Here is a 22,791-nt window from a genome sequence, read left to right as displayed (position 1 = left end):
TGGTGACTGGTTGGCAGCGACGTTTCGGCTAGTCACCCTGATACATGCCGCATCGGACCGTTCGAGCAGGCATGGCGCTCTGTTGTTGCAATTGGCTGGCTTGCGACGGTCGATGCCATGACGACGCCCTCCAAGCTCAAACCTTACCGCGCCAAGCGCGAATTCTCGAAGACGCCGGAACCGGCGGGTGGGTTGATCGCCGAGGAGGGCAACCGCTTCGTCGTCCACAAGCACCATGCCACGGCGGATCACTACGACCTGCGCCTTGAGGTCGGCGGCGTGCTGAAGAGCTGGGCGGTGCCGCGCGGACCTTCGCTCAATCCGGCCGACAAAAGGCTGGCGGTCGAGACCGAGGACCATCCGCTCGAATATATCGACTTCGAGGGCGTCATTCCCGAAGGCGAGTATGGCGGCGGGCCGATGATCGTCTGGGACACGGGCAGCTGGGCGCCGATGGAGGATGTCGAGAAGAGCTTGCGCACCGGCGCCTTCAAGTTCCGGCTGGCCGGGAAAAAGCTCAATGGCGGCTGGATGTTGACCAGGCTGAAGCCGAAGCCCGGCGAAGAGGAGGGCAAGAAGAATTGGCTTCTGTTCAAGGAGCGTGATCTCGCTTCCAATCCCACGCTCGACATCCTCGAAGAGCGGCCGGAGAGCGTGAAATCCGGCCGCCGTATCGAGGAGCTGGTGGCGCCGCCGCCGGCCAAGGCTGCGCCAAGGCCCGGCACGCTGAAGCCCGGCGCCTTGCCCGGCGCGGTCAAGGCCTCTCCCGCCGCCCGCATAGAGCCGCAGCTGGCGACACAGGTGCCGAAACCGCCGGGCGGTGACGATCCTTGCGACCGCACCGGCGAGTCCTGGCTGCATGAGATCAAGTTCGACGGCTACCGCACCATGGCGCATATGACAGGTGGCGAGGTCAGGCTGATCACCCGCGGCGGCATCGACTGGACCAAGCGTTATGGCGATCTGCCGCATGCCTTCGCCAAGCTGCCGTGCCGGGAGGCCATCATCGACGGCGAGATCGTCGTGCTCGACGGCAAGGGCATTTCCCGCTTCGCGCTTCTGCAGGACGCGCTGGCGGAGGGCGCCGGCAGCAAGCTGCATTTCTACGCCTTCGATCTCCTGCATCTCGACGGCTGGGATTTGCGCAAGGCGCCGCTGGAAAGGCGCAAGGCGCTGCTGGCCGAACTGCTCGCCGGCCTGCGCGCCAACTCCGCGATCCAGTACAGCGATCACGTGGGCGGCGACGGGCAGGGGCTTTACGACCAGGCCTCGGAGCTTGGCCTGGAAGGCGTCGTCTCCAAGCGCGCAACCGCGGCCTACCAGAGCGGCCGCACGAAGAGCTGGACCAAGACCAAGGCGCTGCAAACCGGCGATTTCGTCATCGCCGGCTACACGGTTTCGGATGCAGCCGAGGGGCTGGCGGCGCTTGGCCTTGCCGAATTCGAGGACGGCGAGCTTCACTATCGCGGCAAGGTCGGCACCGGCTTCGACGCCGAGACCGCGGCCGATCTTCTGGCCCGGCTGGAGCCGCTCACATCAGGCGCCATGGCGCCCGAAGGCGCGCCGCGCGAAATCATGCGCGAGATGCATTGGGTGAAGCCGCTGTTTTCAGCCCATATCCATTACGCCAACCGCACGGCGGACAATGCTCTGCGCCATGCGGTGTTTCGCGGCCTCAGGGATGTCGGCCTCTCGACGCCGGTTTCGGCCAAGCGCAAGCGGCTGATCGCGGAGGCTGACCTCGCCACGATCTGGGTCACCAACCCGACCAGGCGGCTGTTCGGCAAGACCGGGCCGACCAAGCTCGACATCGCCGTCTACTACGCGCTGGTCGGCGATTTCATGCTGCCGCATATTCTCGGGCGCCCGGTATCGCTGGTGCGCTGCCCGACCGGCCTGCCGAAGGACTGCTTCTTCCAGCGCCACGCCTTCACCGGCATGCCGCCTTCGGTTGCCACCTTCGAGGCGACCAATTCCGAGGGTGAGACCAAATCCTACCTCTCGGTCGAGGGCGCAAAGGGCTATCTGGCGCTGGCGCAGTTCGGCGTGGTCGAGTTCCACACCTGGGGTACGCATCGCACCAGCCTCGACAGGCCCGACCAAATCGTCTTCGATCTCGATCCGGGCGAAGGGATCTCCTGGCGCGAAGTGGTGGAGGCCGCCGTGCACATCAAGGGCGAACTGGAGGAGCTGGGGCTGGTGCCCTTCGCCAAAACCTCGGGCGGCAAGGGCATCCATATCACCGTGCCGGTGACCGCCAGGCAGAACTGGAAGACGCTGCACCAGGCGACCAGCGCTATTTCCACGCATCTGGCGGCAAGCGCGCCTGACACCTTCACCACCACAATGGGCAAGGACAACCGCAAGAAGCGCATCTTCATCGACTATCACCGCAACGCGCGCGGCCACACCTCCGCCGCACCCTATTCGCTGCGCGCCCGCACCAACCTGCCGGCCTCGACGCCGGTGAGCTGGGCGGATCTGGAGACGATCGACGCGCCGCAGGACCTGAACTATGCGTCGCTGCCGGGACTCTTGGAAACGTCGGGCGATCCGTGGGCTGAGATCGACGAGTTTGCTCGGGATTTGCCCACGTTCAAATAAATTGGTTTCCTCTCCCCCGCTTCGCGGGGGCGAGGAAACCCAAGTCCATCGACGCTTTTGACAATTTGAATTATTCTCTACTCGCGGCCCTTTCGGCGTCCTAAAACATTTCGTCAGGATTTGCCGGTAAGGTGCGGGGTCGGTGTAGGATTTGCGCAGCCTTGTTCGTCCTTCGGACGAAAGCGCTGCGAAAAGTTTCAGTGCATGGCCGCGTAGGAGTTCATCATGGCGCCCAGGGCAAGTTGGAAAGGTTACCTCAAGCTCAGTCTGGTGAGCTGTCCGGTGCGGCTATACCCCGCCACCAGCGCCAGCGAGCGCATCTCGTTCAACCAGTTGCACAAGAAGACCCACAACCGCATCAACATGAAGCCGGTCGATCCGGAGCTCGGATTGGTCGAGCGTTCGGACCTGGTCAAGGGCTACGAGTACGAGGACAAGCAGTACATCATCATCGACGATAGCGACCTCGACGCGGTGCGCATCGAATCCAACCACACGATGAACATCGAGGCCTTCGTCGACGAGGACGAGGTCGACGTCATCTACCAGGATGCGCCCTATTACATGGCGCCGGACGGCGCGATGGCGGAGGAGACTTTCGCCGTGCTGCGCGAAGCCATGCGCAAATCCGGCAAGCTGGCGATCGCCCGGCTGGTCCTGTCCAGCCGCGAGCGCGTGGTGACGATCGGCGCGCGCGAAAACGGCATGTTCGTGTGTACGTTGAGGAACCCGAACGAAGTGCGCGGCACGGCTGAATATTTCGGCAACATCCCTGCGGGCAACCCGGATCCTGAAATGCTGCAACTGGCCGAAGCGCTGATCAAGCAGAAGGAAACCACCTTCGATCCGAAGAACTACGAGGACCGCTACGAGATCGCGCTGATGGCCATGATCCGCGAGAAGCTGAAGGGCCACAAGCCTATCATCGCGGCGGCACCCGAGCGCGGCAACGTCATCAATTTGATGGATGCGCTGAAGGCGAGCCTGTCGCAGTCGCAGTCGAAGCCGCCGGCCAAGTCGAAGAGCAAGGCCGACGAGAAGCCCGCCGCCAAGGCCAAGGCGGCCGCGGGCGGCGCTGCTGAGAATCCGCTGAAAGCCAACCTGCTGAAGGCGGTCGGCAAGAGCAAGAAGTGACGGCACCAGCCGGCGCCATATTCGGCACGATCGGCGCGCTGGCGGCGTTTCCGCTCAGGCTGGCGGCGCGCGAGGTCGCGCGCCAGCATGGCGAACTCAGGCGCGGTGTCATCCGGCGCACCACGCATGTCGTGTTCGGTCGCGGTCTGCTGGTCAAGGCCGGTCTGGTCAAAGCCGGGCTCACGAAGACCGGCGATGCCGACATCGAACGCCGCGTCGCCGCCGAGCGTGGCGCCGGGCGTGCATTGCTCAGCGAGAACGGTTTTCTGCGCCTGCTCGGACTGATGAAGGCGCCTGAGGCCTCCTCGCTGTCGCGGCAATCGCTGATCGATCAGTCGCGGCTATCCGGCGCCGACCTCGATCTCCTGTCGCTGTTCGATGCCTTCGAACATGACTCGGAACCCTACTCCTTCCGCGACCTGATCCTGGCGCGCAAATATGCCGGGCTGGTCGCCGGTGGCGCGACATGGGGCGCCATCGCGCGCTCGGTGCATCGTTCCGGCCCGGTGGCTTCGCTCACCGCCAAGTCGCTCGCGGTCGGCTCGGCATCCGGGCGGCCCGATGCGATCTATCTGGACGGCGGCGAGAGCGAGCTCGACGGGCAATTGCTGTTCGATCTCGGCGCCTCCGACGACGATCCGCTGGAAGAGCTGTTCGCCGAGGCCGAAGCGGCGGAGGAGGGCGGCGACCATGATGGTGCCGCCGCGCTCTACCAGCGCTGCCTTGCCATCGATCCAGGCGACGCGATCGCCGCCTTCAACCGCGCCAACTGCCTGCGCGCCGGCGGCCACCCGGCGGAAGCGGCCCATGACTATGCCCGCGCGATCAAGCTCGATCCGGCTTTCGTCGAGGCCTGGTTCAATCTCGCCGGGCTGATGAGCGAGGAGGGCAAGACGGCGTCGGCGCGAAGGCACTTGTGGAAGGCGATCTCGCTCGACGGCAGTTACGCCGATCCGGTTTTCAATCTCGCCCGGCTCGAATTCGACGCCGGCAATTTGCTGGAAGCGCGGCGGCTGTGGGCGCGGTATCTGGAGCTCGACGCGGAGTCGGAGTGGGCTGGAGTTGCGGCCAAGGGCGTGCAGTTCGTGGACATGCAGCTGGCGCGGACGGCGGGCTAAGGCTCTTTCCTTCTCCCCTGTGGGAGAAGGTGGATCGGCGCGCAGCGCCGAGACGGTTGAGGGGTGCGTGTCGGAATGAGGCGTTTGCGTTTCCTGGAACACCCGTCATCCGGCCGAGCTTCGCGAGACCACCCCCGGGGCGAGCCAACGGTCTCGCCCGCCCTTCGGGTCCCACAAGGGGAGAAGGGGTCACCAACGCCGAGCCACGGGAGCCCTATTCCATGACCACCTTCCTCTTCGACGGCGACGACACAGCTCCCGTCACCATCCTGCTCGCGCATGGCGCCGGCGCGTCGATGGATTCTCCTTCGATGACCGCCACCGCCAAGGCGGTGGCGGCAGTAGGCTTTCAGGTCGCGCGGTTCGAGTTCCACTATATGGCGTCCCGCCGCTATGGCCACCGCAAGCCGCCGCCGCGCGCCGAGGCAGTGAACCCGGAATACATCAAGGCGATCGCCGACCTCAGGGCGAGGGGCGTGACCGGGACGTTGATCATCGGCGGCAAATCGATGGGCGGGCGCGTCGCCTCGATGGTGGCGGACGAGATGTTTGCCAGGGGCGAAATCTCGGGCCTGCTTTGCCTCGGCTATCCCTTCCACCCGCCCGGCAAGCCCGAGCAGTTGCGGACCAAGCATCTGGCCGGGTTGACGATACCGACGCTGATCTTCCAGGGCACGCGCGACGAGTTCGGCACGCCCGACGAGGTTGCCGGCTATGGGCTCTCCGACAGCATCGAGATCGTATGGTTGGAGGATGGCGATCACGATCTGAAGCCGCGCAAGAGCATCTCGCGGTTTTCGACCGCCGATCATCTGAAGACGCTGGCCGAAACGGTGAAGGCTTGGACGGGCAAGCTCGTCTCTTGACCCGCCGATGAAAATCGCCTCCTTCAACATCAATAACGTCAACAGCCGACTGAAGAATCTGCTGACCTGGCTGGCGGCGGCAAGACCCGATGTCGTCTGCCTGCAGGAGTTGAAGGCGCGCGATATGCAGTTTCCGCGCACTGCCCTGGCCGATGCCGGCTACGGCGCGGTGTGGAAGGGGGAGCCGACCTGGAACGGCGTCGCCATACTGGCGCGGGGCGCCGAGCCGGTGCTGACGCGCGATGTGCTGCCCGGCGACGATGCCGACAGGCAGAGCCGCTACATCGAGGCGGCGGTGAACGGAATCGTCATCGGCTGCCTGTACGCGCCGAACGGCAACCCGCGACCGGGACCGAAATTCCAGTACAAGCTCGCCTGGCATGACAGGTTCGCCGCGCATGCGGCACAACTGCTCGACACCGGCCTGCCGGTGGTGCTGGCGGGCGACTACAACATCGTGCCCGAGCCGCGCGATATCTATGCCACACGCTCCTATGACGATAACGCGCTGGTACAGCCGGAAAGCCGGGCAGCCTTTGCGGCGCTCATCGAGCAAGGCTGGACGGACGCACTGCGCAAGGTGTACCCCAAAGAGACGCTCTACACCTTCTGGGATTACCGGCGGAACCGCTGGCCGCGCGATGCGGGCTTGCGGCTCGACCATATCCTCCTGTCGAAGAAGCTCGCCCGCAAGCTCAAGGCTGCCGGCATCGACCGCGACGTGCGCGGTGAGGACGGCGCCAGCGACCACGCGCCGGTGTGGGTGGAGTTGCGGTGAGGGGCGGCGTTTGGCGAAGCAGAATGCCCGCTCTCTTTTTCTCCGCCCTTCGGCGACAGCGACCATACAGTATACGGCGCAGAGTAAAATACGGCTCCCTAGCAGTAGACAGTCATTCTGATGGAATTGCCGTGCTTTTGCGTCCGCAAAAGCTCCACTTTCGATTGGGCGAAACTCGTTGAAGAATCCGGAGCTTACCGCTAGCCTCGATCCGGGTGGTCGGAAGAGTGTACGTGGGGTGGAATGTTCGGGTCACTGGAAAAGCTCAAGCAACGGCTGTTGCGGCCGCCGCATGCCTATAGGCCGACGACAGAGTCATTCCCCGACATTGACGTCCAGCGCATTGCAACGGATATGCGGCTTGCGGAGAAAGGCGAGAAGCGGGGCAGGGAGAATCTGCCTCAAAGCGACGACCTACCTTACGATGCCGTTGAAAACGATATCATCGAATTGGTCGGAGCCGCCCAGAAACAATCCCACGATCATCTGGAGAACCAACTTGCGGGGTTCAGGCAGCGTCTCATCGACCTCGACTTTGAATCGCGCTTTGCCAATATAAAAGCGGCATCCACGGCTGGTCTCTCCGACTTGAAAGCCGAATTGCAGATGGGAATCGATGATCTGCATGGGCTGCGTCGCGATCTGAAGGAGGCAGAGTCCTGGCATCGTGATTTCAAGGATCAGAACGGGCTTCGCCGGCCCTGCAAGAAGACCACCGCCATCGGTACGACGTTGAAATGGCTCTTTGTGGTGGCGCTGGTGATGGCAGAGCTCGTCATCAATGGCGAACTGCTTGCAAAGCGAAACGAGCTCGGGCTGGTCGGCGGCATCGTCGAGGCGCTGATCTTCGCGATTCTCAATGTCGGCGTCGCGCTGATGTTCGCCCTCTATGGCGTGCGCGAGATCGCGCATCGCTCGATTTTCCGTAAGTTTGTCGGCATTCTCGCCATCGCGGCCTATATCGGCGCAGCGATTGCCATCAATCTTGGTCTGGCGCATTACCGCGAGGTTGCCGGAACGATCGCGACCAATGGCGACGAGGTGATGCGACGCTTGCTAAGCGCGCCATTCGCGCTGAACGAATTTCGCTCCTGGATACTCTTCTTCCTCGGTGTGATGTTTTCACTCTTTGCCCTGATCGATGGGCTCAGCATGCGTGACACTTATCCAGGCTACGCCACGGTTGATCACCGGCTTGACGAGGCGCGGGCAAATTATCGAAACAAGCGGCAAGGCCTGATCGGCGAGCTTTCCGATGTTCGCAGTGGTTATGAGGACGAACTCGCCGATGCGCGCGCCGACCTCAGCAAGCAGCGGACAGAACACGATGCGATCGTGGCCCATCGCTCTCGGTTGGTTGGGCTGTTCGACGCCCACCAAGCTCAGCTTGAACGTGCGGCAAACAGCCTGTTCCGAATCTACAGGGACGCCAATATCGCTGTACGCACGACACCCGCGCCGGAGCGCTTTTCGCGGCCATACCAACTCGGCCGCATCGGCGTCCAGTATTTCCGCGACGGGGAATGGAACAGCGACGAATTGCAAGCTTCCATCAAGGATGCGCAAGGCGACCTCGACAAGATGCTGGTCGCCCTGGGTGAACAGTTCGAGGCTGCGTTGAAGCAGTATCGCGAACTGGATGTGCTGGTGCCTGAAGCCCAATGAGCGGTCGACGGTCCCGGCGCTCGCCTTCCAACCTTGTCAACTGGGGCTGGATTATTCTATTCGCGCTCGGCCTCATTGCCGCCGCGATAGGCTTTACCTACGTCTATGTCTCGGCGCGCTCGCAACTCGTCGAACTTGACGATCGGCTTTGCCCGGTCGTCGGAGCTGCGTCGCAAACCATCATCCTGATCGATACCACGGATGCAATCGCTGACGTCACCAAACTGAACATCCAGACCCTGCTGCGCGATACCGCCTCCGGCATCCAGCGCGGTGGCTTGCTCGAGATCAGGGCCCTTACATCAGCGGTACCCTATACGAAAGAACTCTTCTCGCTGTGCAACCCCGGTAATGGCGGCGACCTCAGTGCTTTCACCGGCAATGCGGCGCTGGCGCGAGAGCGTTGGCAAGCGGGATTCGGCCAGCCGCTGCTGGTTGCGCTTGAAAAAGCGGTCGAGGCAAACAAGGCCGACAGCTCGCCGATCATGGCCGGCATTCAGTCGATAGCCGTCAGCCATCTGGTCGCCCAGAAAACGCGTGCGGTCCCCTCGCGGCTGATTGTCGTTTCGGACATGTTCGAGAATACCGAATTCTTCTCTCACTACCGCGGCGCCACAGATTTCGATGCCTTCAAAAAGTCGCCCGCGGCAAACCGCTTCGCTACGGATCTCGCTGGCAGCGATGTGTCGATCTGGCTCATACGCCGGGCGAAGTCGCCCGTCGACAGCGTCGCGTTGATGGCATTCTGGCAGCAGTGGATTGATTACAATCACGGCGTTTTCAGCTCTGCCAAGTCGTTGCAAGGAGTTGAAGGGTGAGGCGGCCGCGCGTGGCCAGCCGGCAGTTGGACGCTGCGGCGCCACTGGTCTTTATCGTTTTTACCGGCCTGGGCGCCGCCTACATAGTCGTGGCCAAATCGCTTTCCGTGTCGGCATTCGTCGTTACCTTCGTGCCGATCGCGCTGATGATGGGCTACGCGGCGATGATCATGATCGCGCGCGGGCTCCGGCTGCGCGACGACCAAACCGGGGACAACTTCTACTATATGGGCTTCATCTTCACGCTCACCAGCCTCGCCGTTTCGCTTTACCAGTATGGAGGCGGTGGCGCAGTCGACGAGATCGTGCGCAATTTCGGCATCGCGGTTGCCTCCACCATCGCCGGCATTGCATTTCGCATCGTCTTCAATCAGCTCCGACGCGACCCCATGGAAGTGGAACGCGTGTCACGTCTCGAGCTCGCAGAAGCATCCCGCAAGGTGCGCCGGGAACTCGATGGCATCCTGAGCGAGATGAACCATTTCCAACGCTCCAACCAGCAGATGCTGCAAGAGGGCTATCACGAGATACGAACGCAAGTGGAAACCTCGGCGAAATCCCTGGTCCAGTCTCTGGACCTGCTCGCCAAGGAAGCTTCCGAGCACATCAGGGCATCCTCGCTGGCTATGCAGAGCGGAATAGACACCAAGGAGCTGCGGGGCGGCATCGACCAGACAGCCAAGGCAGTTCACGATATCAACGCCATCCTGACCAGCGCCAGCACGCAGATTGCGACCGCGACACAGATGATGGCCGACAAGCTCGCTGGCATGTCGACACCCGACAAGGTCATCGAGGTTCGGCTGGAGCCGGTCGTGGCCGGTTTGCAGCGGGCGATCGAAACCGCCATGAGCGATTTCTCTTCCCGTCTTGGCGATGTGGCGGAGCTTCGGCGCGGGCTGGAACAGTCCGCGGCGGAAGCGCTTCGGGCCAGCGATGTGCTCGACAAACTTGCGGCGACATTTGAGGGTTATGATCGAGCGCCGACGCGGCAGGGTCTATTCAGACGGCTCTGGCGTGGCGGCTAAAGCGCGTTGCATGGTCAGTGTGGGACGATGTCGATGAAGATGCCTTCCTCGCTTATCGCCGAAGGGGAACGCGGCCATCGCCGAGGCGTGGTGCTTGGGCTCACAATGGCCGAGCTTCTCCTCCTTCTGCTTTTCTGCCTCCTTCTGGTCTCGGCCAGCATCGCACAGCGAAAAGATGAGAGGATCGCCGAGCTGCAGGCCTCCGCGAACCTGGACATCACGGTGGGCCAGCTTGCCGACATGCGTGCCGAACTGGCGCGCCTGCAGGCGCTGTTTCCAAAAGCGGCGCTTCCTTTGCCGCCAGCCAACTGGACCGAGCTCGTTGCGGCCAAAGCGGTGATCGACGGGCTTACGGAAAAGGGCATCGATGCCGCGCCGACGTCAGATCCGACGCTGCGGAAATTGCTGCTCGAAATCAGCGAAGCCAAAGCCGCCGACCCCCGTCTGCTGGACCGACTTGAAAAGACGCTCTCGGCCTCCAACGACAGGAGCGCGGACGCTGAATCGTCGATGCAGTGGCCGCCGATGATAACGTTGAGCGACGACGGCTATACATTTGAACGTGGCAGCGCTGCTCTCACCGACGCGTTCCGGGCTCGTTTGCAGACCAAGGTCACGGACGACGTTCTGTCTTTGCTGACACGCTACAAAGTCGATGTCGTCGAGATCGTCGGTCACACGGATGAGCAGAAAATCAATCCGGCCAAGCCGTCCAACCTCGATGCGGTTGCGATCTCGGCGATGAACGGAGCCAGCGCTATCAGCGATTTGACCCCGGCCGACAATGCGGGGCTGGGGCTCTCGCGCGCTATCGCGGTAGCGAACGCGCTGATCCAGACGGGACGGCTGGGCAGTGTGAAGATCATTCCGTTGTCAGCGGCACAGCTCGTAATGCCGGGAGACATTATCGCCGACGGCAGCCACGTTGGCGATGTTCGGGAACGCCGGCGTATCGAGATTCGGGTACGACGGTCCTCGGACGGCGGCACCAATTAACGCGGTGATCGCGCGATTCAGCCTGCTTGGCGGTATCGACAACGACGCCCTTGTTTTGACCGCAGCGCTTTTTCGCAATCGCGTGGCCTGGATCGCAAAGCCTTCGTCGCTTCGCTCCCGCTGCACCGAGGGATCGACGAACGGCGCCCAACTACCCCAGCCACCACCATAGCGCCGCGATCACCGCGATAACGGCCGCCACGCTTAGCGCCAGCATGATGTAGGAGCCCTTGATGATGTCGGCGATGATCTTCTTGATGGCCTCGCGGTCGTTGAGATTGGGGAAGGGCTCGTTCGGTTGCGCCACGTCGAGGAAGTGGCAGAGCGGGGCCCAGCCTTCGCTGACCTTGAACACCAGCAGCTTTTCCGGCGGCACCGCCGCCTTCACTTCCTCGACATATGCGTTGTAGCGCTCCACGGCCTTGGCGCGGTTGCCCATGACGCCGGCTAGCGTGCGGCCCCAGATCAGCCTGCGTGACATGTCGCCGAATTTCCGGCCGAACGGCGTCAGCCATTCCAGGATCTTGAACTGCCAGACATTCTCGGTGAAGTAGATCGTGTCGATGGTGCTCTCGTACCAGGCTTCCGCGCCGCGCGGGTGCAAGGTGAGCAGCACCTTGGCGTCGGGATAGGCGGCCATCAGTTCGCGCCACACGCAGCAGCCTGGATTGTCGACCGTCGCCTTGTAATTGCCGAATACCCGGCTCCAGTCCTGCTGCGTGCCGGGCGGGCTGTTGGCCACCTTGCGCCAGAAATCGAGATGGCCCTTGTTGGCCTTGTTCAGGATCACTTCCTGCATGTGGTAGCAGGGCAGGCCGAGCCTGTTCAGCGCGACGAAGGTCGACCATGTACCGGTGCGCCCGAAGCCGGCCCCGATCAGCGTGAGCGTCATTTGTTCCCCCGACCAAACCAAGGCCGCGTGCTCGCGCCAAAAAAGGACGCCGCGGCAACCCTAGGCATACTCTGCGCGACAAGGACGCCGCGCCGCAGGATCGATTTGCTCCCTTGCATCGATCTTCTGGCAACACGTTGCGCCCCGGCCGGCATTTGCGCAACAGATTTCTATGGGGCCTGTGTGAGAGGACCGCTGTTGACGTCGGACGATGATAGAAGAAGACGCATTGCCGTCTTGAACGGCGCGGAGCGGATCGGCGTGATGTCCACGCCTCCAGGTGAGACGTTGCCGTCATCGACGCTTTCGCAAAATCAAACGGAGGGCGGGCAGCGCCGCTGCCCGCCCTCGCAGCTCACTCAGCCGCGAGCTTGTCCTGCGTGTTCGTGTCGAAATCGCTGGCGTCGTGGCGTTCGTGCAGCTGCATCGCGGGTTCGCCGAAGGCGCGGTTGACCATGCGTCCGCGCTTGACCGCGGGGCGCTCGTCGATCGCCTTCGCCCACCGCTGCACGCTCTTGTAATCCTGCACCGAAAGGAACTCGCCGGAATCATTGTACATGCGGCCGAGCGCCAGTCCGCCATACCAGGGCCAGACCGCCATGTCGGCGATCGAGTAGCCGGCGCCGGAAAGATATTCGGTTTCGGCCAGGCGGCGGTCGAGCACGTCGAGCTGGCGCTTGGTTTCCATGGCAAAGCGGTCGATGGCGTATTCGATCTTGGTCGGCGCGTACGCATAGAAATGACCGAAGCCGCCGCCGAGATAAGGGGCAGAGCCCATCTGCCAGAACAGCCAGGACAGGGTCTCGGCGCGCGCCGGCTGGTCGGTCGGCAGGAACTCGCCGAACTTTTCGGCGAGATAGGTGAGGATCGAACCGGACTCGAAGACGCGGATGGGCGTGGCGCCGCTGCGGTCCATCAGTGCGGGGATCTTGGAGTTCGGATTGACCTCGACGAAGCCGCTGCCGAACTGGTCGCCATCGTTGATCCTGATCAGCCAGGCGTCGTATTCGGCGCCCTTGTGGCCAAGCGCCAGCAGTTCCTCCAGCATGATCGTCACCTTGACGCCGTTCGGCGTCGCCAGCGAATAGAGCTGCAACGGGTGCTTGCCCACCGGCAGCACCTTGTCATGCGTCGGGCCGGCGATCGGGCGGTTGATGCTGGCGAAGGCGCCGCCGCTCGGCTTATTCCAGGTCCATACTTTCGGCGGATTGTATTCGGTCATCGCAGGGCCTCGTATTGTGGGGAGAGACAGGTTGGAAGCGGGACTGGCAGTTGCACCTACAGCTAGGGCTGCAAACGGGAAAGTTCAACTTGCGTTGAACTATTGTCAATGACCATGCCTCTCATCTTCCCTTCGGGCTTCGAAAGGATGGAGGGGATGCCCCCAACCCCTTGCGCCTTGGTTCGCGTGCCATACCTATAGGAACGTGACCCCCAAGCCCGTCCAGGACAAGAGCATGCCCATCAATCCCAACAGACGCTCCGTCGTGGCGGTGCGCGCCACCATTCCAGACGATGCCTTTACTGCCGGGGCATTAGGCACGCTGCGCGAAGGCAGCGGCGTCGTTATCCGCGACAATGGGTTGGTGCTGACCATCGGCTATCTCATTACCGAGGCGGAAGAGGTGTGGCTTACGACCCATGACGGCCGCGTCGTGCCTGCGCATGCGCTGGCCTACGACCAGGAATCGGGCTTTGGCCTGGTTCAGGCGCTGGCGCCGCTTGGCCTGCCGGCGGTGGCGCTGGGCGACGCCGGCAGGGCCAGGATCGGGGACAGCGTGGTGCTCGCCGACGGCATCGGCCAGTCGGTTCAGGCCAGGATCGTCACCAAGCAGGAATTCGCCGGCTATTGGGAATACCTGCTCGAGGAAGCGATCTTCATCGCGCCGGCGCATCCTTCCTGGGGCGGCGCGGCGCTGTTCGATGCAAAGGGCGCGCTGCTCGGCGTCGGGTCGCTGCGCCTGCAGATGAGCCGCAACGGCGAGGTCGCCGATATCAACATGGTGGTGCCGATCGACCTGTTGCCGCCGATCCTCGACGATCTCCTGACGCGCGGCCAGGTGGCGCGGCCGCCACGGCCATGGCTCGGCGCCCTCTCGGCCGAAAGCGACGGCCGGGTGGTGGTGATGAGCGTGACCGAAGGCGGTCCGGCCGCCAAGGCGGGCCTGCGCGAGGGCGACGTCATCTCAGACATACGCGACGGCGCGGTCGACGGGCTGGCCGATTTCTATCGCAAGCTATGGGACAGCGGTTCGGCCGGCGCCGAGATCCCGATGCGGGTCCTGCGCGACGGCCGCGAAACCTGGCTGCGCGTCAAATCCGCCGACCGCGACAGTTTCCTGAAGAAGCCGCAATTGCAGTGAGCGCGTTACCTTCTCGACAGCAGAGAAGGAAAGCTCACAGCCCAGTCTAAAAGAAAAAGCCGCCGTCGCTTGCGCGAGGGCGGCTTTTTCCTGGAGGACGTCAGGAAGGTAAGCGGTCAAAGAGAATCAAGATGCGGCTCTATCTCGTTGTTCGGGCTTGAGAAGATCAAGCCGCGGCCTTGTGCTTCCTGACGGCGTGCTTGTGGCTGTGCTTGCGTACAGGCTTCTTCACATGCCTGCTGGTGTGCTTGCGATGCTTGACATGCTTGTGCGCGGCTGCCTTGACCGGCTTCTTCACGGCAGCGGCAGCGAGCGGAGCCGCGGTCGAGGCTGCCGTGGTGGCGGCCGTGTTGACGGTGCTGGCGCCGAGAACCGGCATTGCGAGACCGAGTGCAATGGCCAGGCCGAGCGCGGAGAGGAGGGGCTTGTTCATGAAAGGCTTCCTTGTTTCAAAGATGGTGGACGTCACTGGTTCAGGTCGACCGGTGTCACGCCCAGAAGCTTCGAGGCCTTGGCGAAGGTACGGATGCCCTGCGCCTCCTTGCGTTCGGCACAAAAACGGCTGGCCTTGTTCTGGAGCGCGGTTGCCTCGGCCAGATGGATCGCACTGGCACCGATGTCGTTTTTCGTCTCGATGGCTCCGTCGAATTGAAGACCGAGCCGGCTGCAAGACTCGCTCCGGGTAACCGCGCTTCCGCACCCGACGGTGCGACCGCATTGATGGCAAACGAAATGCCAAGCAGGGCACCCATCCATCCGGTCGAACGTGGTTTCATTTTCGGGACCATCCCTTTGCGTTGCGCCGCGACCGGTTCCGGCCGCCGCGGGGGTGGTTATCGCAGCACCGCTTTTCTCCAGTTTTTCCCGGACGTTGAATCTTGTTTCTAAAGTGTGTCTGGAGGGCGCTTCTCCCTCCTCCGCTGTGGGAAAACGTAAGAGCGCTGCGCCCGCTGCGGCGCTTCTGCCTCTTTCCCCGCCGCTGTCATTCGCGTATGGGCCGGGGCAACTCCCGCACCCTCACATCAGCCTCCCGGACCACTCATGATCAGACTTGAAAACATCGGCAAGCAGAACGGCCGTCAGCTTGTCTTCATCGAGGCGTCGGCCGCCTTGCAGAAAGGCGAAAAGGTCGGGCTCGTCGGCCCCAACGGCGCCGGCAAGACAACACTGTTTCGCATGATCACCGGGCAGGAACAGCCCGACGAGGGCCAGGTGCAGGTCGATCGCGGCGTCACGATCGGCTATTTCAGCCAGGATGTCGGCGATATGGACGGCCGTAGCGCGGTGGCCGAAGTGATGAACGGCGCCGGGCCGGTGAGCGAAGTGGCGGCCGAGATGGCGGCGCTGGAGGCGGCTATGGCTGATCCCGACCAGGCGGACCGGATGGACGAGATCATCGAACGCTATGGCGAGGCGCAGCACCGCTTCGAGGAACTCGACGGCTATGCGCTCGACGGCCGGGCGCGGGAAGTGCTCGACGGTCTCGGTTTCTCGCAGGAGATGATGGATGGTGACGTCGGAAAACTCTCCGGCGGCTGGAAGATGCGCGTGGCGCTGGCACGCATTCTGCTGATGCGGCCCGACGCCATGCTGCTCGACGAGCCGAGCAACCATCTCGACCTGGAAAGCCTGATCTGGCTCGAGCAGTTCCTGAAGAATTATGACGGCGCGCTCCTGATGACCTCGCACGACCGCGAGTTCATGAACCGCATCGTCAACAAGGTGGTGGAGATCGACGGCGGGTCGCTTACCGCCTATTCCGGCAATTACGAATTCTACCAGCAGCAGCGCGCGATCGCGGACAAGCAGCAGCAGGCGCAGTTCGAGCGCCAGCAGGCGATGCTGGCCAAGGAGATCGCCTTTATCGAACGGTTCAAGGCGCGCGCGTCGCATGCGGCCCAGGTGCAGAGCCGGGTGAAGAAGCTCGACAAGATCGATCGCGTCGAGCCGCCGAAGCGCCGCCAGACGGTGAATTTCGAGTTCCAGCCGGCGCCGCGCTGCGGCGAGGACGTCGTGACGTTGAAGAACGTCCACAAGGCCTATGGCAGCCGTTCGATCTATGAAGGGCTCGACTTCCAGGTGCGCCGGCGCGAGCGCTGGTGCATCATGGGCGTCAATGGCGCGGGCAAGTCGACGTTGTTGAAGTTGGTGGCCGGCGCGTCCGATCCCGACCAGGGTTCGGTGGCGCGCGGGCCTAGCGTGAAAATGGGCTATTTCGCCCAGCATGCCATGGAGCTGCTCGACGGCGAGCGCACCGTGTTCCAGACGCTGGAGGACAATTTTCCGCAGGCCGGCCAGGCGCCGCTTCGGGCGCTTGCCGGCTGCTTCGGTTTTTCCGGCGACGAGATCGAGAAGAAGTGCCGGGTGCTTTCGGGCGGCGAAAAGGCGCGGCTGGTGATGGCGCTGATGCTGTTCGACCCGCCCAACCTCCTGGTGCTGGACGAGCCGACCAACCATCTCGACATCGTCACCAAGCAGATGCTGATCGAGGCGCTGTCGCAGTATGAGGGCACCATGTTGTTCGTCTCGCACGACCGCCATTTCCTCGCGGCGCTGTCCAATCGCGTGCTGGAACTGACGCCGGATGGCATCCACACCTATGGCGGCGGCTACACCGAATATGTCGAGCGCACCGGGCAGGAGGCACCGGGGCTGAGGGGATAAGCACAGAGGCTACTCTCCGGAAGCGGCCGTGGAACGCTACGCCGTCATTTCCGAAAAGAGCCAATCGCGAAAAGCCTTCACCTTGCGCCGTCGGACCGCGTCCGGAGGGTAGACCAGGTAGAAGCTGGAAACCGATTTCAGCGCGTGGCCGAAAGGGCGGACAAGCCTTCCGGTGGCGAGGTCGGCCGCCACGAGCATGGTCCGGCCAAGTACCACGCCTTCACCTTGCACGGCCGATTCGACGGCGAAAGTGGCGGAATCGAAGGTAATCCCGCTCCGCGGATCCACGCCTTCCACTCCCGCGCTGGACAGCCAGGCCGCCCAGCCGATCGGGAAACCATCATGGATCAGCGTGTGGTGCCTGAGATCGTCGGGCTTCTCCAGCGGCCAGGCGCCCTGCATGAGCCTCGGGCTACACACTGGAAACACCTCCTCGCCAGTGAGGAATTCCGATGTGAGACCCGGATAGTTTCCGGCGCCATAGCGGATGGCGACGTCGATGCCGTCGCCAAGGAAATTGGTCAACCTGCCCGTCGTCGAAATCCTGACGTCGATGTCGCCATGCGCGCGATGAAAGCGATAGAGCCGCGGCACCAGCCATTTTCCCGCGAAGCCGTCGGAGGTGGAGACGTTCAATGTCGAGCCCGAATGGGCGGCCGTCGCCGATTGGGTGGCGGCCGCGAGCTGGTCGAGCATCTCGTGGACCGCCCTCGCATAGGGCTCGCCCACGGCGGTGAGGCGCACCGAGCGCGTCGCGCGCTCGAACAGAAGCACGCCGAGCTGTTCCTCAAGGTGCTTGATCGCCCGGCTGACGGCGCCGTGCGTGACGTTGAGCTCGTCGGCTGCCCTGGAGAAATTCAAATGCCGCGCGGCGGCCTCGAAGGCCGGCAGCGCGTTGAGTGGGGGAAGTCTGCGGATCATGGCCAATCTGTGAGATTTGATCACAAATCCTTGCCAAAGTTTGGATTGTCTGTCCAGCGCATGCTGGACAGAATGCTCGCAGGATTTGTGATCAAACGTCACGAGAGCAGCATGGCTACCGTTCACCCCTTCCTCTGGTTCAATCTCAACGCCGAAGAGGCGCGCGACTTCTATCTGTCTGTGTTCAAGAATGGCCGGGCGCTTGAGGCGATCGAATTCACCGATTTCGTCGGCGGCACGAATAAAACGGTGCCGCACGCGATCTTCGACTTCGAGCTCGAGGGCCAGCGCTTCACCGCGCTCAATGCCGGCTCGATGCCGCCGTTCAATGAGCGGATCTCGCTCTACATCGAGACCAAGGACCAGGCCGAGACAGATTATTACTGGAACGCGCTGACGGCGGGCGGCGGCGCTGAAAAGCCTTGCGGCTGGCTGAGGGACAAATTCGGCGTCTACTGGCAGGTGATCCCCGAAGCGGCGCTGCGCCTGATGAACGACCCGGACCGCGACAAGGCGGGGCGGGCGCGGCAGGCGATGTACAAGATGAGCAAGATCATTGTCGCCGACATTGAGGCGGCCCACGCCGGCAAGGCGTAATCCAGCAGTCCATCCTGAAGACGGAGGTTCCCATGGCATCGCTCAAAGGCAAGAGAATTATTGTCGTCGGAGGCAGTTCCGGCATAGGGCTCGGCGTAGCGGCAGCCGCGCTGGAGCGCGGCGCGGAGCTGGTGATCGTCGGCCGCTCGGGCGAAAAGCTCAAGGCCGCGGAACGGACGCTCGGCCCAGGCGGTCGCGTGCGAAGCCTTTCGGCTGATATGACGAAGGAAGCGGACATTGCCCGGATGTTCGACGAAACCGGTGCCTTCGACCACCTCGTCTCGACGGCCGGCACGCCGCCGCCCAACGACCCGATCGGCCAGACCGACATGGACTACGTGCGGCGCTTCGTCGACAACAAGCTGATCGGCGCCGTGATGCTCGCCAAACATGGCGTGCGCACGCTGAAAGCCGGAGGGTCGATGACCTTTACATCAGGCATCAACAAGGACCGCCCGCCGGTTCCCGGAGGCTCGGTTGTTTCCGCGATCGCCGGTTCATTCAGCTATTTCGCCCGGGCGCTGGCGCTGGAGCTGGCCCCGACGCGCGTCAATATCGTGTCGCCGGGATGGGTCGACACGCCGATGTGGGACGAACTCGTCGGTGAGGCCAAATCCGGTTTTTTCGCCGGCATAGCCGCCCGCCTGCCCGCGAGAAAGGTCGCTACGCCCGCCGACGTCGCCCCTGCCTATCTCTACCTCATGGAAAGCGAATTCACGACCGGCGAGACGATCCGCATCGATGGCGGACAGAACCTGATCTAGTTGGCATCGCAGGGTCGTCAAACGTCACGCTTCGATGCGACGCCACCTGGGTTTGAACGATACCGTCCGCAGTCCGGCGTCGCGCACGCGATTGACGAATGTGTCGTTGACGAACACCGGGGACGCGCGCATCGGCAGCTTGAAAATTTCGGCGGTGCCGATCTTGTCCGCATCGAATTCGTATCGCTCGATCGCGAGAATGGCGCCGTCATCAAAATAGACGATTCCAGACCGCTCATCGTCCAGCGCATCGATCATGGTGGTCGCGTTGAAAAGCCAGACCTCTTCCCCGCGCAACGGGATCAGCTGGCCATAGGGCAGCAGATATACCTTCAGCGCGTCGACGGCAGGCTTGCGCAAAAGCGGCGCATGCTCGCCAAGCCAAGGGAAGTCCGAATAGAGGGGGTCGCCCTCCGACACGCGGCGCATGACCGGTGGGTCCCAGTTATCGAGGGGTGTTCCGTCAAGGGAGGAGAAGACCTCGTAATAGGCCTCGTCGACCGGAAGCACCCATTCCTGGCCCTCGACAACCGCGAATTCGTAAATGGTCGTCATGGCCGGCGTTCCCAAATTCAGTCCTGCTTCCGCTTCTGCGATCCCATCAAACGCTGGCCTGCCTTCAGAAGCATCAAAGCATATCAATCTATGGATATTTTGTCGTGGCCGGGGGGCCCGGCTCGCCCGCGAGTTCGTTCGGCAGCGGCAAACTCGAGCACTGCAAATGTATCCTGCGGGCGAATATCTTGCGCTCCTTTTGCTCGTGCTCCTTGATGGCTGCCGCGAGACCCAATCCGTAAGGGCCAAGGAAGACACCGGTCCCCCAACCGGGATGCTCTTTTTCACGCGCATCATAGTTCGAGGCCTCGACCCGGGCCTGTTGGCATTCCGGCGATATCCATTTCGGGTCTTGCGTCGAAAGCGAGGCCCCATAATCCACCGGAGAGCTCACACATCCAGTTGCCACCGTGGCTAGCACCACCAACACCACAAGTCTCATCCCGGGTCTTCTCCGCGGCATTTTCGAGAGCACAGACCCTCCTTGCTACACGGGGAAGGCCGGCGCAAGGCGGTTGACCCGGCAGGCCATCCGGCCGATAGGTCCGCTAAAAACCTCGAGAACCCCATGACCACACAGCTCCACGATGCGACGACGGCCGCAGCTGAGCCCGTTTCCGATGCCGACGCCGCCTGGCAGGACGACATCCGCGCCGGCGTGCGCCATGTGCGCGACCTGGCCCTGCTGCCGCTGTCGCCGGGCGAACGCGCGGCGGCCCAGGAAGCAGCCTCCCGCCACAAGGTGCGTATCCCCAAATCCTATCTCGACCTGATCGACTGGGAAGACCCCGCCGATCCTATCCGGGCGCAAGTCATCCCGTCTCCCGACGAGCTGGTGACCGGCGAAGGCGAGCTCGACGACCCAATCGGCGATCACGCCTTCAGTCCGGTGCCCAGGCTGACGCATCGCCATGCCGACCGGGTGCTGCTGTTTCCCACCTATCAATGCGCGGTCTATTGCCGCTTCTGCTTCCGCAAGGAGTCCCTGACCTCGATCGGACGCGGCTATACGCGCGAAGCCCTGGAGCCGGCGCTCGCCTATATCGCTTCCCACCCCGAGATCCGCGAGGTGATCCTGACTGGCGGCGACCCGCTCTCGCTGCCCGACAAGGCGCTCAGCGAAATCCGCGCCCGCATCGAGGCGATCGCGCATGTGCGGCTGATGCGCATCCACACCCGCGTACCGGTCGCGCTGCCTTCACGCATCACGCCAGGGCTGGTCGCTGCCTTGCAAGGCCGGCTGATGATCACGGTCGTCACTCATTTCAACCATCCGCGCGAGATCACCGATGCGACCGAGGCGGCCTGCCGTGGCTTGCGGCAGGCGGGTTTCGTGCTGCTCAACCAGAGCGTCCTGCTCAAGGGCGTCAACGACACTGTCGAGGTGCAGGAAGAACTCTGCCGCGAGCTGATGTACCGCCTGGGGGTAAAACCCTATTACCTCCACCACGGCGACCTTGCGCGCGGCATGGCGCACCGCCGCACCACGATCGCCGAAGGCCAGGCGCTGGTGGCCGCGCTGCGCGCGCGCCTGTCCGGCATCTGCAATCCCATCTACGTGCTCGACCTGCCCGACGGTGGCGGCAAGGTGCCGATCGGGCCGGGTTACGTGGAAGACCGCGACGGCGGCAACTGGCGCATTCGTGGGCAGGATGGAAAGGTGAGGGAATATACCGAAGTGGTGAGCCAGCTCTGAGTCCACATTCCCGGCGGCGTCCGTGCGATCAGGCGTTGTCGCGCCCCGGCATAAATGCATATTGTGAGCGGTTCGCGGTTGCGGAGCATGGGCGGTGGCAGCGGCAGGCAGCAGTCAAGCCGTTGTGTCCCAACGGCAATTCGTCGACACCGGGGTTCAGCGCTGCGTGCTGGACACGGCAGGCCTGGCGCCTCGGCAAGCCCTTGCGTTGTGGCAGGAGAATATCGGCCTGCTCTACGACGTTCGCCTGCGCAACGCCGGCGATGACCGGTTTCATTTCCACGCCGATGCCTTTCACTTCGGCGAGATCGTTCTCACCTCGTATGGGTGCATCGCGCAAAGCTTCGACCGCTCGCGCGCCCGGATCAGCCGCGACGGCCTCGATCACATCACTGTGCAGGTCTGCCTGCGCGGAAGCCATGGACGGCGCGATGGCGCATCGGATGAAAAGGCCTCGTCGGGGGACCTGATCGTGGCCGACCTGGCACAGGCCCAGTCGACGGGTACGTCCGATTTCGACAGCCTCAACCTGACCATGCCGCGCCGCCTGCTGGCGCCATTCCTAAAGGCGCCGGACGAGCACAATATGCGCGTCATTTCCGGCAACGCGCCGTTGGCGGCGCTGTTGCGTGGGCATCTTGTGGGCCTCTACGGGGCCGCGCCCGCAATGAGCCGTCAGGACGCCGAGGCGGTGATCGGGCCGACGCTGGAACTCGCCGCCGCAGCCGTGAATTCGGCCGTGGCGGAGGAAAACGCCGCCTCGGTCCACCTGGCGCTGACCAGCGAGATCCGTCGCCACATCGACGCGCATATCCGCAGCCGGCACCTCACCGCCGAGGCCATCGCCGCCATGTTCGGCATTTCCATGCGCAAGCTCTATTACCTCTTCGAGCCTCATGGCGGTCTTTCCAGATATATCCAGGAGGAGAGGCTGCGCCGCTGCCGCGCCGAACTCGCCGATCCCGGCCGCCGGCACGAAAGCATTGCCGAGATCGCCGATCGCTATGGTTTCGGTCACCGCAAGAGCTTCGTGCGCGCCTTCCGCCGCTCTTTCGACATGACCCCGCGGGAGATGCGGGCACATGCCGCCCATGGGCGCAGCCAGTCCCTCGGCCATGGCGAGAACCGCACCATGTGGCACTGGATCCGCGAACTGCGATAGAGGCGGCGTGCCAGCCGAAAGGCAAATGAATCAATGGACAAGCGGTGTCCGATCAGCAGGCATGTGAAGAGCCTTCCCGTGCTTTCCGAGGCGATTTCCCCGATCGGTTGCACCAGCGGCCACATTCCCTGCGCCTCATGCCACATTTGCGCGGAGCCCTCACATAGGTC

The 22,791-nt window shown here is 63.2% G+C and carries 21 protein-coding genes; 15 read left to right on the top strand and 6 right to left on the bottom strand.

The features are described 5' to 3' along the window. The first annotated feature begins 117 nt into the window (after positions 1-117). From ligD to FJ951_RS17025, 9 genes are all read left to right on the top strand, one after another. Positions 118-2,604 (top strand): DNA ligase D, encoded by a 2,487-nt coding sequence (gene ligD / locus FJ951_RS17065; protein WP_140516141.1) that lies wholly within the window; start codon positions 118-120, stop codon positions 2,602-2,604. Between the two features lie 225 nt (positions 2,605-2,829). Beyond that, a complete protein-coding gene (locus FJ951_RS17060; protein ID WP_140499057.1) occupies positions 2,830-3,738 on the top strand; it encodes a Ku protein in 909 nt (302 codons plus the stop codon). Further along, complete coding sequence (locus FJ951_RS17055) at positions 3,735-4,856, top strand: tetratricopeptide repeat protein (RefSeq protein WP_140516139.1); 1,122 nt, start codon at positions 3,735-3,737, stop codon at positions 4,854-4,856. Before FJ951_RS17060 ends, FJ951_RS17055 begins: the two co-directional genes overlap by 4 nt. A 221-nt stretch (positions 4,857-5,077) precedes the next feature. Further along, positions 5,078-5,722 (top strand): alpha/beta family hydrolase, encoded by a 645-nt coding sequence (locus FJ951_RS17050; RefSeq protein ID WP_140516137.1) that lies wholly within the window; start codon positions 5,078-5,080, stop codon positions 5,720-5,722. Between the two features lie 7 nt (positions 5,723-5,729). Further along, positions 5,730-6,500: an exodeoxyribonuclease III gene (locus FJ951_RS17045; protein ID WP_140516135.1), complete on the top strand. Its 771-nt coding sequence runs from the start codon at positions 5,730-5,732 to the stop codon at positions 6,498-6,500. Between the two features lie 243 nt (positions 6,501-6,743). Continuing rightward, positions 6,744-8,165, top strand: coding sequence for a hypothetical protein (locus FJ951_RS17040; RefSeq protein ID WP_140499050.1), 1,422 nt, complete (start codon positions 6,744-6,746; stop codon positions 8,163-8,165). Beyond that, positions 8,162-8,983 (top strand): hypothetical protein, encoded by an 822-nt coding sequence (locus FJ951_RS17035; protein WP_140499048.1) that lies wholly within the window; start codon positions 8,162-8,164, stop codon positions 8,981-8,983. Before FJ951_RS17040 ends, FJ951_RS17035 begins: the two co-directional genes overlap by 4 nt. Then, a complete protein-coding gene (locus FJ951_RS17030) occupies positions 8,980-10,011 on the top strand; it encodes a hypothetical protein (RefSeq protein ID WP_140516133.1) in 1,032 nt (343 codons plus the stop codon). Before FJ951_RS17035 ends, FJ951_RS17030 begins: the two co-directional genes overlap by 4 nt. Before the next feature lie 33 nt (positions 10,012-10,044). Continuing rightward, entirely contained in the window at positions 10,045-11,007 is a 963-nt protein-coding gene (locus FJ951_RS17025) for a hypothetical protein (RefSeq protein ID WP_181167220.1), read from the top strand. Between the two features lie 151 nt (positions 11,008-11,158). Here FJ951_RS17025 and FJ951_RS17020 read toward each other — a convergent pair whose 3' ends face one another. After that, positions 11,159-11,899 carry a sulfotransferase family protein gene (locus FJ951_RS17020; protein ID WP_140499042.1) on the bottom strand — a complete coding sequence of 247 codons (741 nt, stop codon included), beginning with the start codon at positions 11,897-11,899 and terminating at the stop codon, positions 11,159-11,161. Between the two features lie 355 nt (positions 11,900-12,254). Continuing rightward, positions 12,255-13,121: a glutathione-dependent disulfide-bond oxidoreductase gene (yghU, locus tag FJ951_RS17015; protein ID WP_140516131.1), complete on the bottom strand. Its 867-nt coding sequence runs from the start codon at positions 13,119-13,121 to the stop codon at positions 12,255-12,257. Positions 13,122-13,356: 235 nt separating this feature from the next. On the opposite strand from yghU, the gene FJ951_RS17010 reads away from it, so the two are divergent. Beyond that, positions 13,357-14,262, top strand: coding sequence for a S1C family serine protease (locus FJ951_RS17010; protein WP_140516129.1), 906 nt, complete (start codon positions 13,357-13,359; stop codon positions 14,260-14,262). 166 nt (positions 14,263-14,428) lie between these two features. Here the strand turns inward: FJ951_RS17010 and FJ951_RS17005 are convergent, their stop codons facing one another. After that, complete coding sequence (locus FJ951_RS17005) at positions 14,429-14,695, bottom strand: hypothetical protein (RefSeq protein ID WP_140516127.1); 267 nt, start codon at positions 14,693-14,695, stop codon at positions 14,429-14,431. A 608-nt stretch (positions 14,696-15,303) separates the two neighbouring features. Here FJ951_RS17005 and FJ951_RS16995 point away from each other — a divergent pair. Further along, positions 15,304-16,926, top strand: coding sequence for an ABC-F family ATP-binding cassette domain-containing protein (locus FJ951_RS16995; protein ID WP_140499032.1), 1,623 nt, complete (start codon positions 15,304-15,306; stop codon positions 16,924-16,926). Between the two features lie 36 nt (positions 16,927-16,962). On the opposite strand, the gene gcvA is transcribed toward FJ951_RS16995, so the two are convergent. Beyond that, positions 16,963-17,847, bottom strand: a complete 885-nt coding sequence (gcvA, locus tag FJ951_RS16990; RefSeq protein WP_140499030.1) for a transcriptional regulator GcvA — start codon at positions 17,845-17,847, stop codon at positions 16,963-16,965. A gap of 111 nt (positions 17,848-17,958) precedes the next feature. Here gcvA and FJ951_RS16985 point away from each other — a divergent pair, with 111 nt between their 5' ends. Both FJ951_RS16985 and FJ951_RS16980 read left to right on the top strand, forming a co-directional pair. Next, the gene (locus FJ951_RS16985; protein WP_140499028.1) at positions 17,959-18,444 is read left to right on the top strand and encodes a VOC family protein; all 486 of its coding nucleotides are present in this window, start codon (positions 17,959-17,961) and stop codon (positions 18,442-18,444) included. Positions 18,445-18,476: 32 nt separating this feature from the next. Further along, positions 18,477-19,208 (top strand): SDR family oxidoreductase, encoded by a 732-nt coding sequence (locus tag FJ951_RS16980; protein ID WP_140499026.1) that lies wholly within the window; start codon positions 18,477-18,479, stop codon positions 19,206-19,208. 24 nt (positions 19,209-19,232) lie between these two features. Here the strand turns inward: FJ951_RS16980 and FJ951_RS16975 are convergent, their stop codons facing one another. Both FJ951_RS16975 and FJ951_RS16970 read right to left on the bottom strand, forming a co-directional pair. Continuing rightward, positions 19,233-19,850 carry a DUF1629 domain-containing protein gene (locus tag FJ951_RS16975; protein WP_246671743.1) on the bottom strand — a complete coding sequence of 206 codons (618 nt, stop codon included), beginning with the start codon at positions 19,848-19,850 and terminating at the stop codon, positions 19,233-19,235. Between the two features lies 1 nt (position 19,851). Next, the gene (locus FJ951_RS16970) at positions 19,852-20,205 is read right to left on the bottom strand and encodes a hypothetical protein (RefSeq protein ID WP_140516125.1); all 354 of its coding nucleotides are present in this window, start codon (positions 20,203-20,205) and stop codon (positions 19,852-19,854) included. Positions 20,206-20,331: 126 nt separating this feature from the next. Between FJ951_RS16970 and FJ951_RS16965 the strand changes: the two genes are divergently transcribed. Together FJ951_RS16965 and FJ951_RS16960 are read left to right on the top strand one after the other, a co-directional pair. Further along, on the top strand, positions 20,332-21,459 hold the full coding sequence (locus FJ951_RS16965) for a KamA family radical SAM protein (RefSeq protein ID WP_140516123.1): 1,128 nt from the start codon (positions 20,332-20,334) through the stop codon (positions 21,457-21,459). Between the two features lie 124 nt (positions 21,460-21,583). Beyond that, positions 21,584-22,621: a helix-turn-helix domain-containing protein gene (locus FJ951_RS16960; protein ID WP_181172248.1), complete on the top strand. Its 1,038-nt coding sequence runs from the start codon at positions 21,584-21,586 to the stop codon at positions 22,619-22,621. Positions 22,622-22,791 lie beyond the last annotated feature (170 nt).

The sequence above is a fragment of the Mesorhizobium sp. B2-2-3 genome, assembly GCF_006442405.1.
Classification (GTDB): Bacteria; Pseudomonadota; Alphaproteobacteria; order Rhizobiales; family Rhizobiaceae; genus Mesorhizobium.
This window is presented reverse-complemented; position numbering and strand designations above follow the sequence as displayed.

Coding starts and splice junctions, on each gene's coding strand:
- yghU (WP_140516131.1), bottom strand. CDS start 13,121: ATGACCGAATACAATCCGCCGAAAGTATGGACCTGGAATAAGCCGAGC.
- FJ951_RS17005 (WP_140516127.1), bottom strand. CDS start 14,695: ATGAACAAGCCCCTCCTCTCCGCGCTCGGCCTGGCCATTGCACTCGGT.
- FJ951_RS16980 (WP_140499026.1), top strand. CDS start 18,477: ATGGCATCGCTCAAAGGCAAGAGAATTATTGTCGTCGGAGGCAGTTCC.
- FJ951_RS17040 (WP_140499050.1), top strand. CDS start 6,744: ATGTTCGGGTCACTGGAAAAGCTCAAGCAACGGCTGTTGCGGCCGCCG.
- FJ951_RS17020 (WP_140499042.1), bottom strand. CDS start 11,899: ATGACGCTCACGCTGATCGGGGCCGGCTTCGGGCGCACCGGTACATGG.
- FJ951_RS17025 (WP_181167220.1), top strand. CDS start 10,045: ATGAAGATGCCTTCCTCGCTTATCGCCGAAGGGGAACGCGGCCATCGC.
- ligD (WP_140516141.1), top strand. CDS start 118: ATGACGACGCCCTCCAAGCTCAAACCTTACCGCGCCAAGCGCGAATTC.
- FJ951_RS16985 (WP_140499028.1), top strand. CDS start 17,959: ATGGCTACCGTTCACCCCTTCCTCTGGTTCAATCTCAACGCCGAAGAG.
- FJ951_RS17010 (WP_140516129.1), top strand. CDS start 13,357: ATGCCCATCAATCCCAACAGACGCTCCGTCGTGGCGGTGCGCGCCACC.
- gcvA (WP_140499030.1), bottom strand. CDS start 17,847: ATGATCCGCAGACTTCCCCCACTCAACGCGCTGCCGGCCTTCGAGGCC.
- FJ951_RS17050 (WP_140516137.1), top strand. CDS start 5,078: ATGACCACCTTCCTCTTCGACGGCGACGACACAGCTCCCGTCACCATC.
- FJ951_RS16965 (WP_140516123.1), top strand. CDS start 20,332: ATGACCACACAGCTCCACGATGCGACGACGGCCGCAGCTGAGCCCGTT.
- FJ951_RS16970 (WP_140516125.1), bottom strand. CDS start 20,205: ATGAGACTTGTGGTGTTGGTGGTGCTAGCCACGGTGGCAACTGGATGT.
- FJ951_RS17035 (WP_140499048.1), top strand. CDS start 8,162: ATGAGCGGTCGACGGTCCCGGCGCTCGCCTTCCAACCTTGTCAACTGG.
- FJ951_RS17060 (WP_140499057.1), top strand. CDS start 2,830: ATGGCGCCCAGGGCAAGTTGGAAAGGTTACCTCAAGCTCAGTCTGGTG.
- FJ951_RS16995 (WP_140499032.1), top strand. CDS start 15,304: ATGATCAGACTTGAAAACATCGGCAAGCAGAACGGCCGTCAGCTTGTC.
- FJ951_RS17045 (WP_140516135.1), top strand. CDS start 5,730: ATGAAAATCGCCTCCTTCAACATCAATAACGTCAACAGCCGACTGAAG.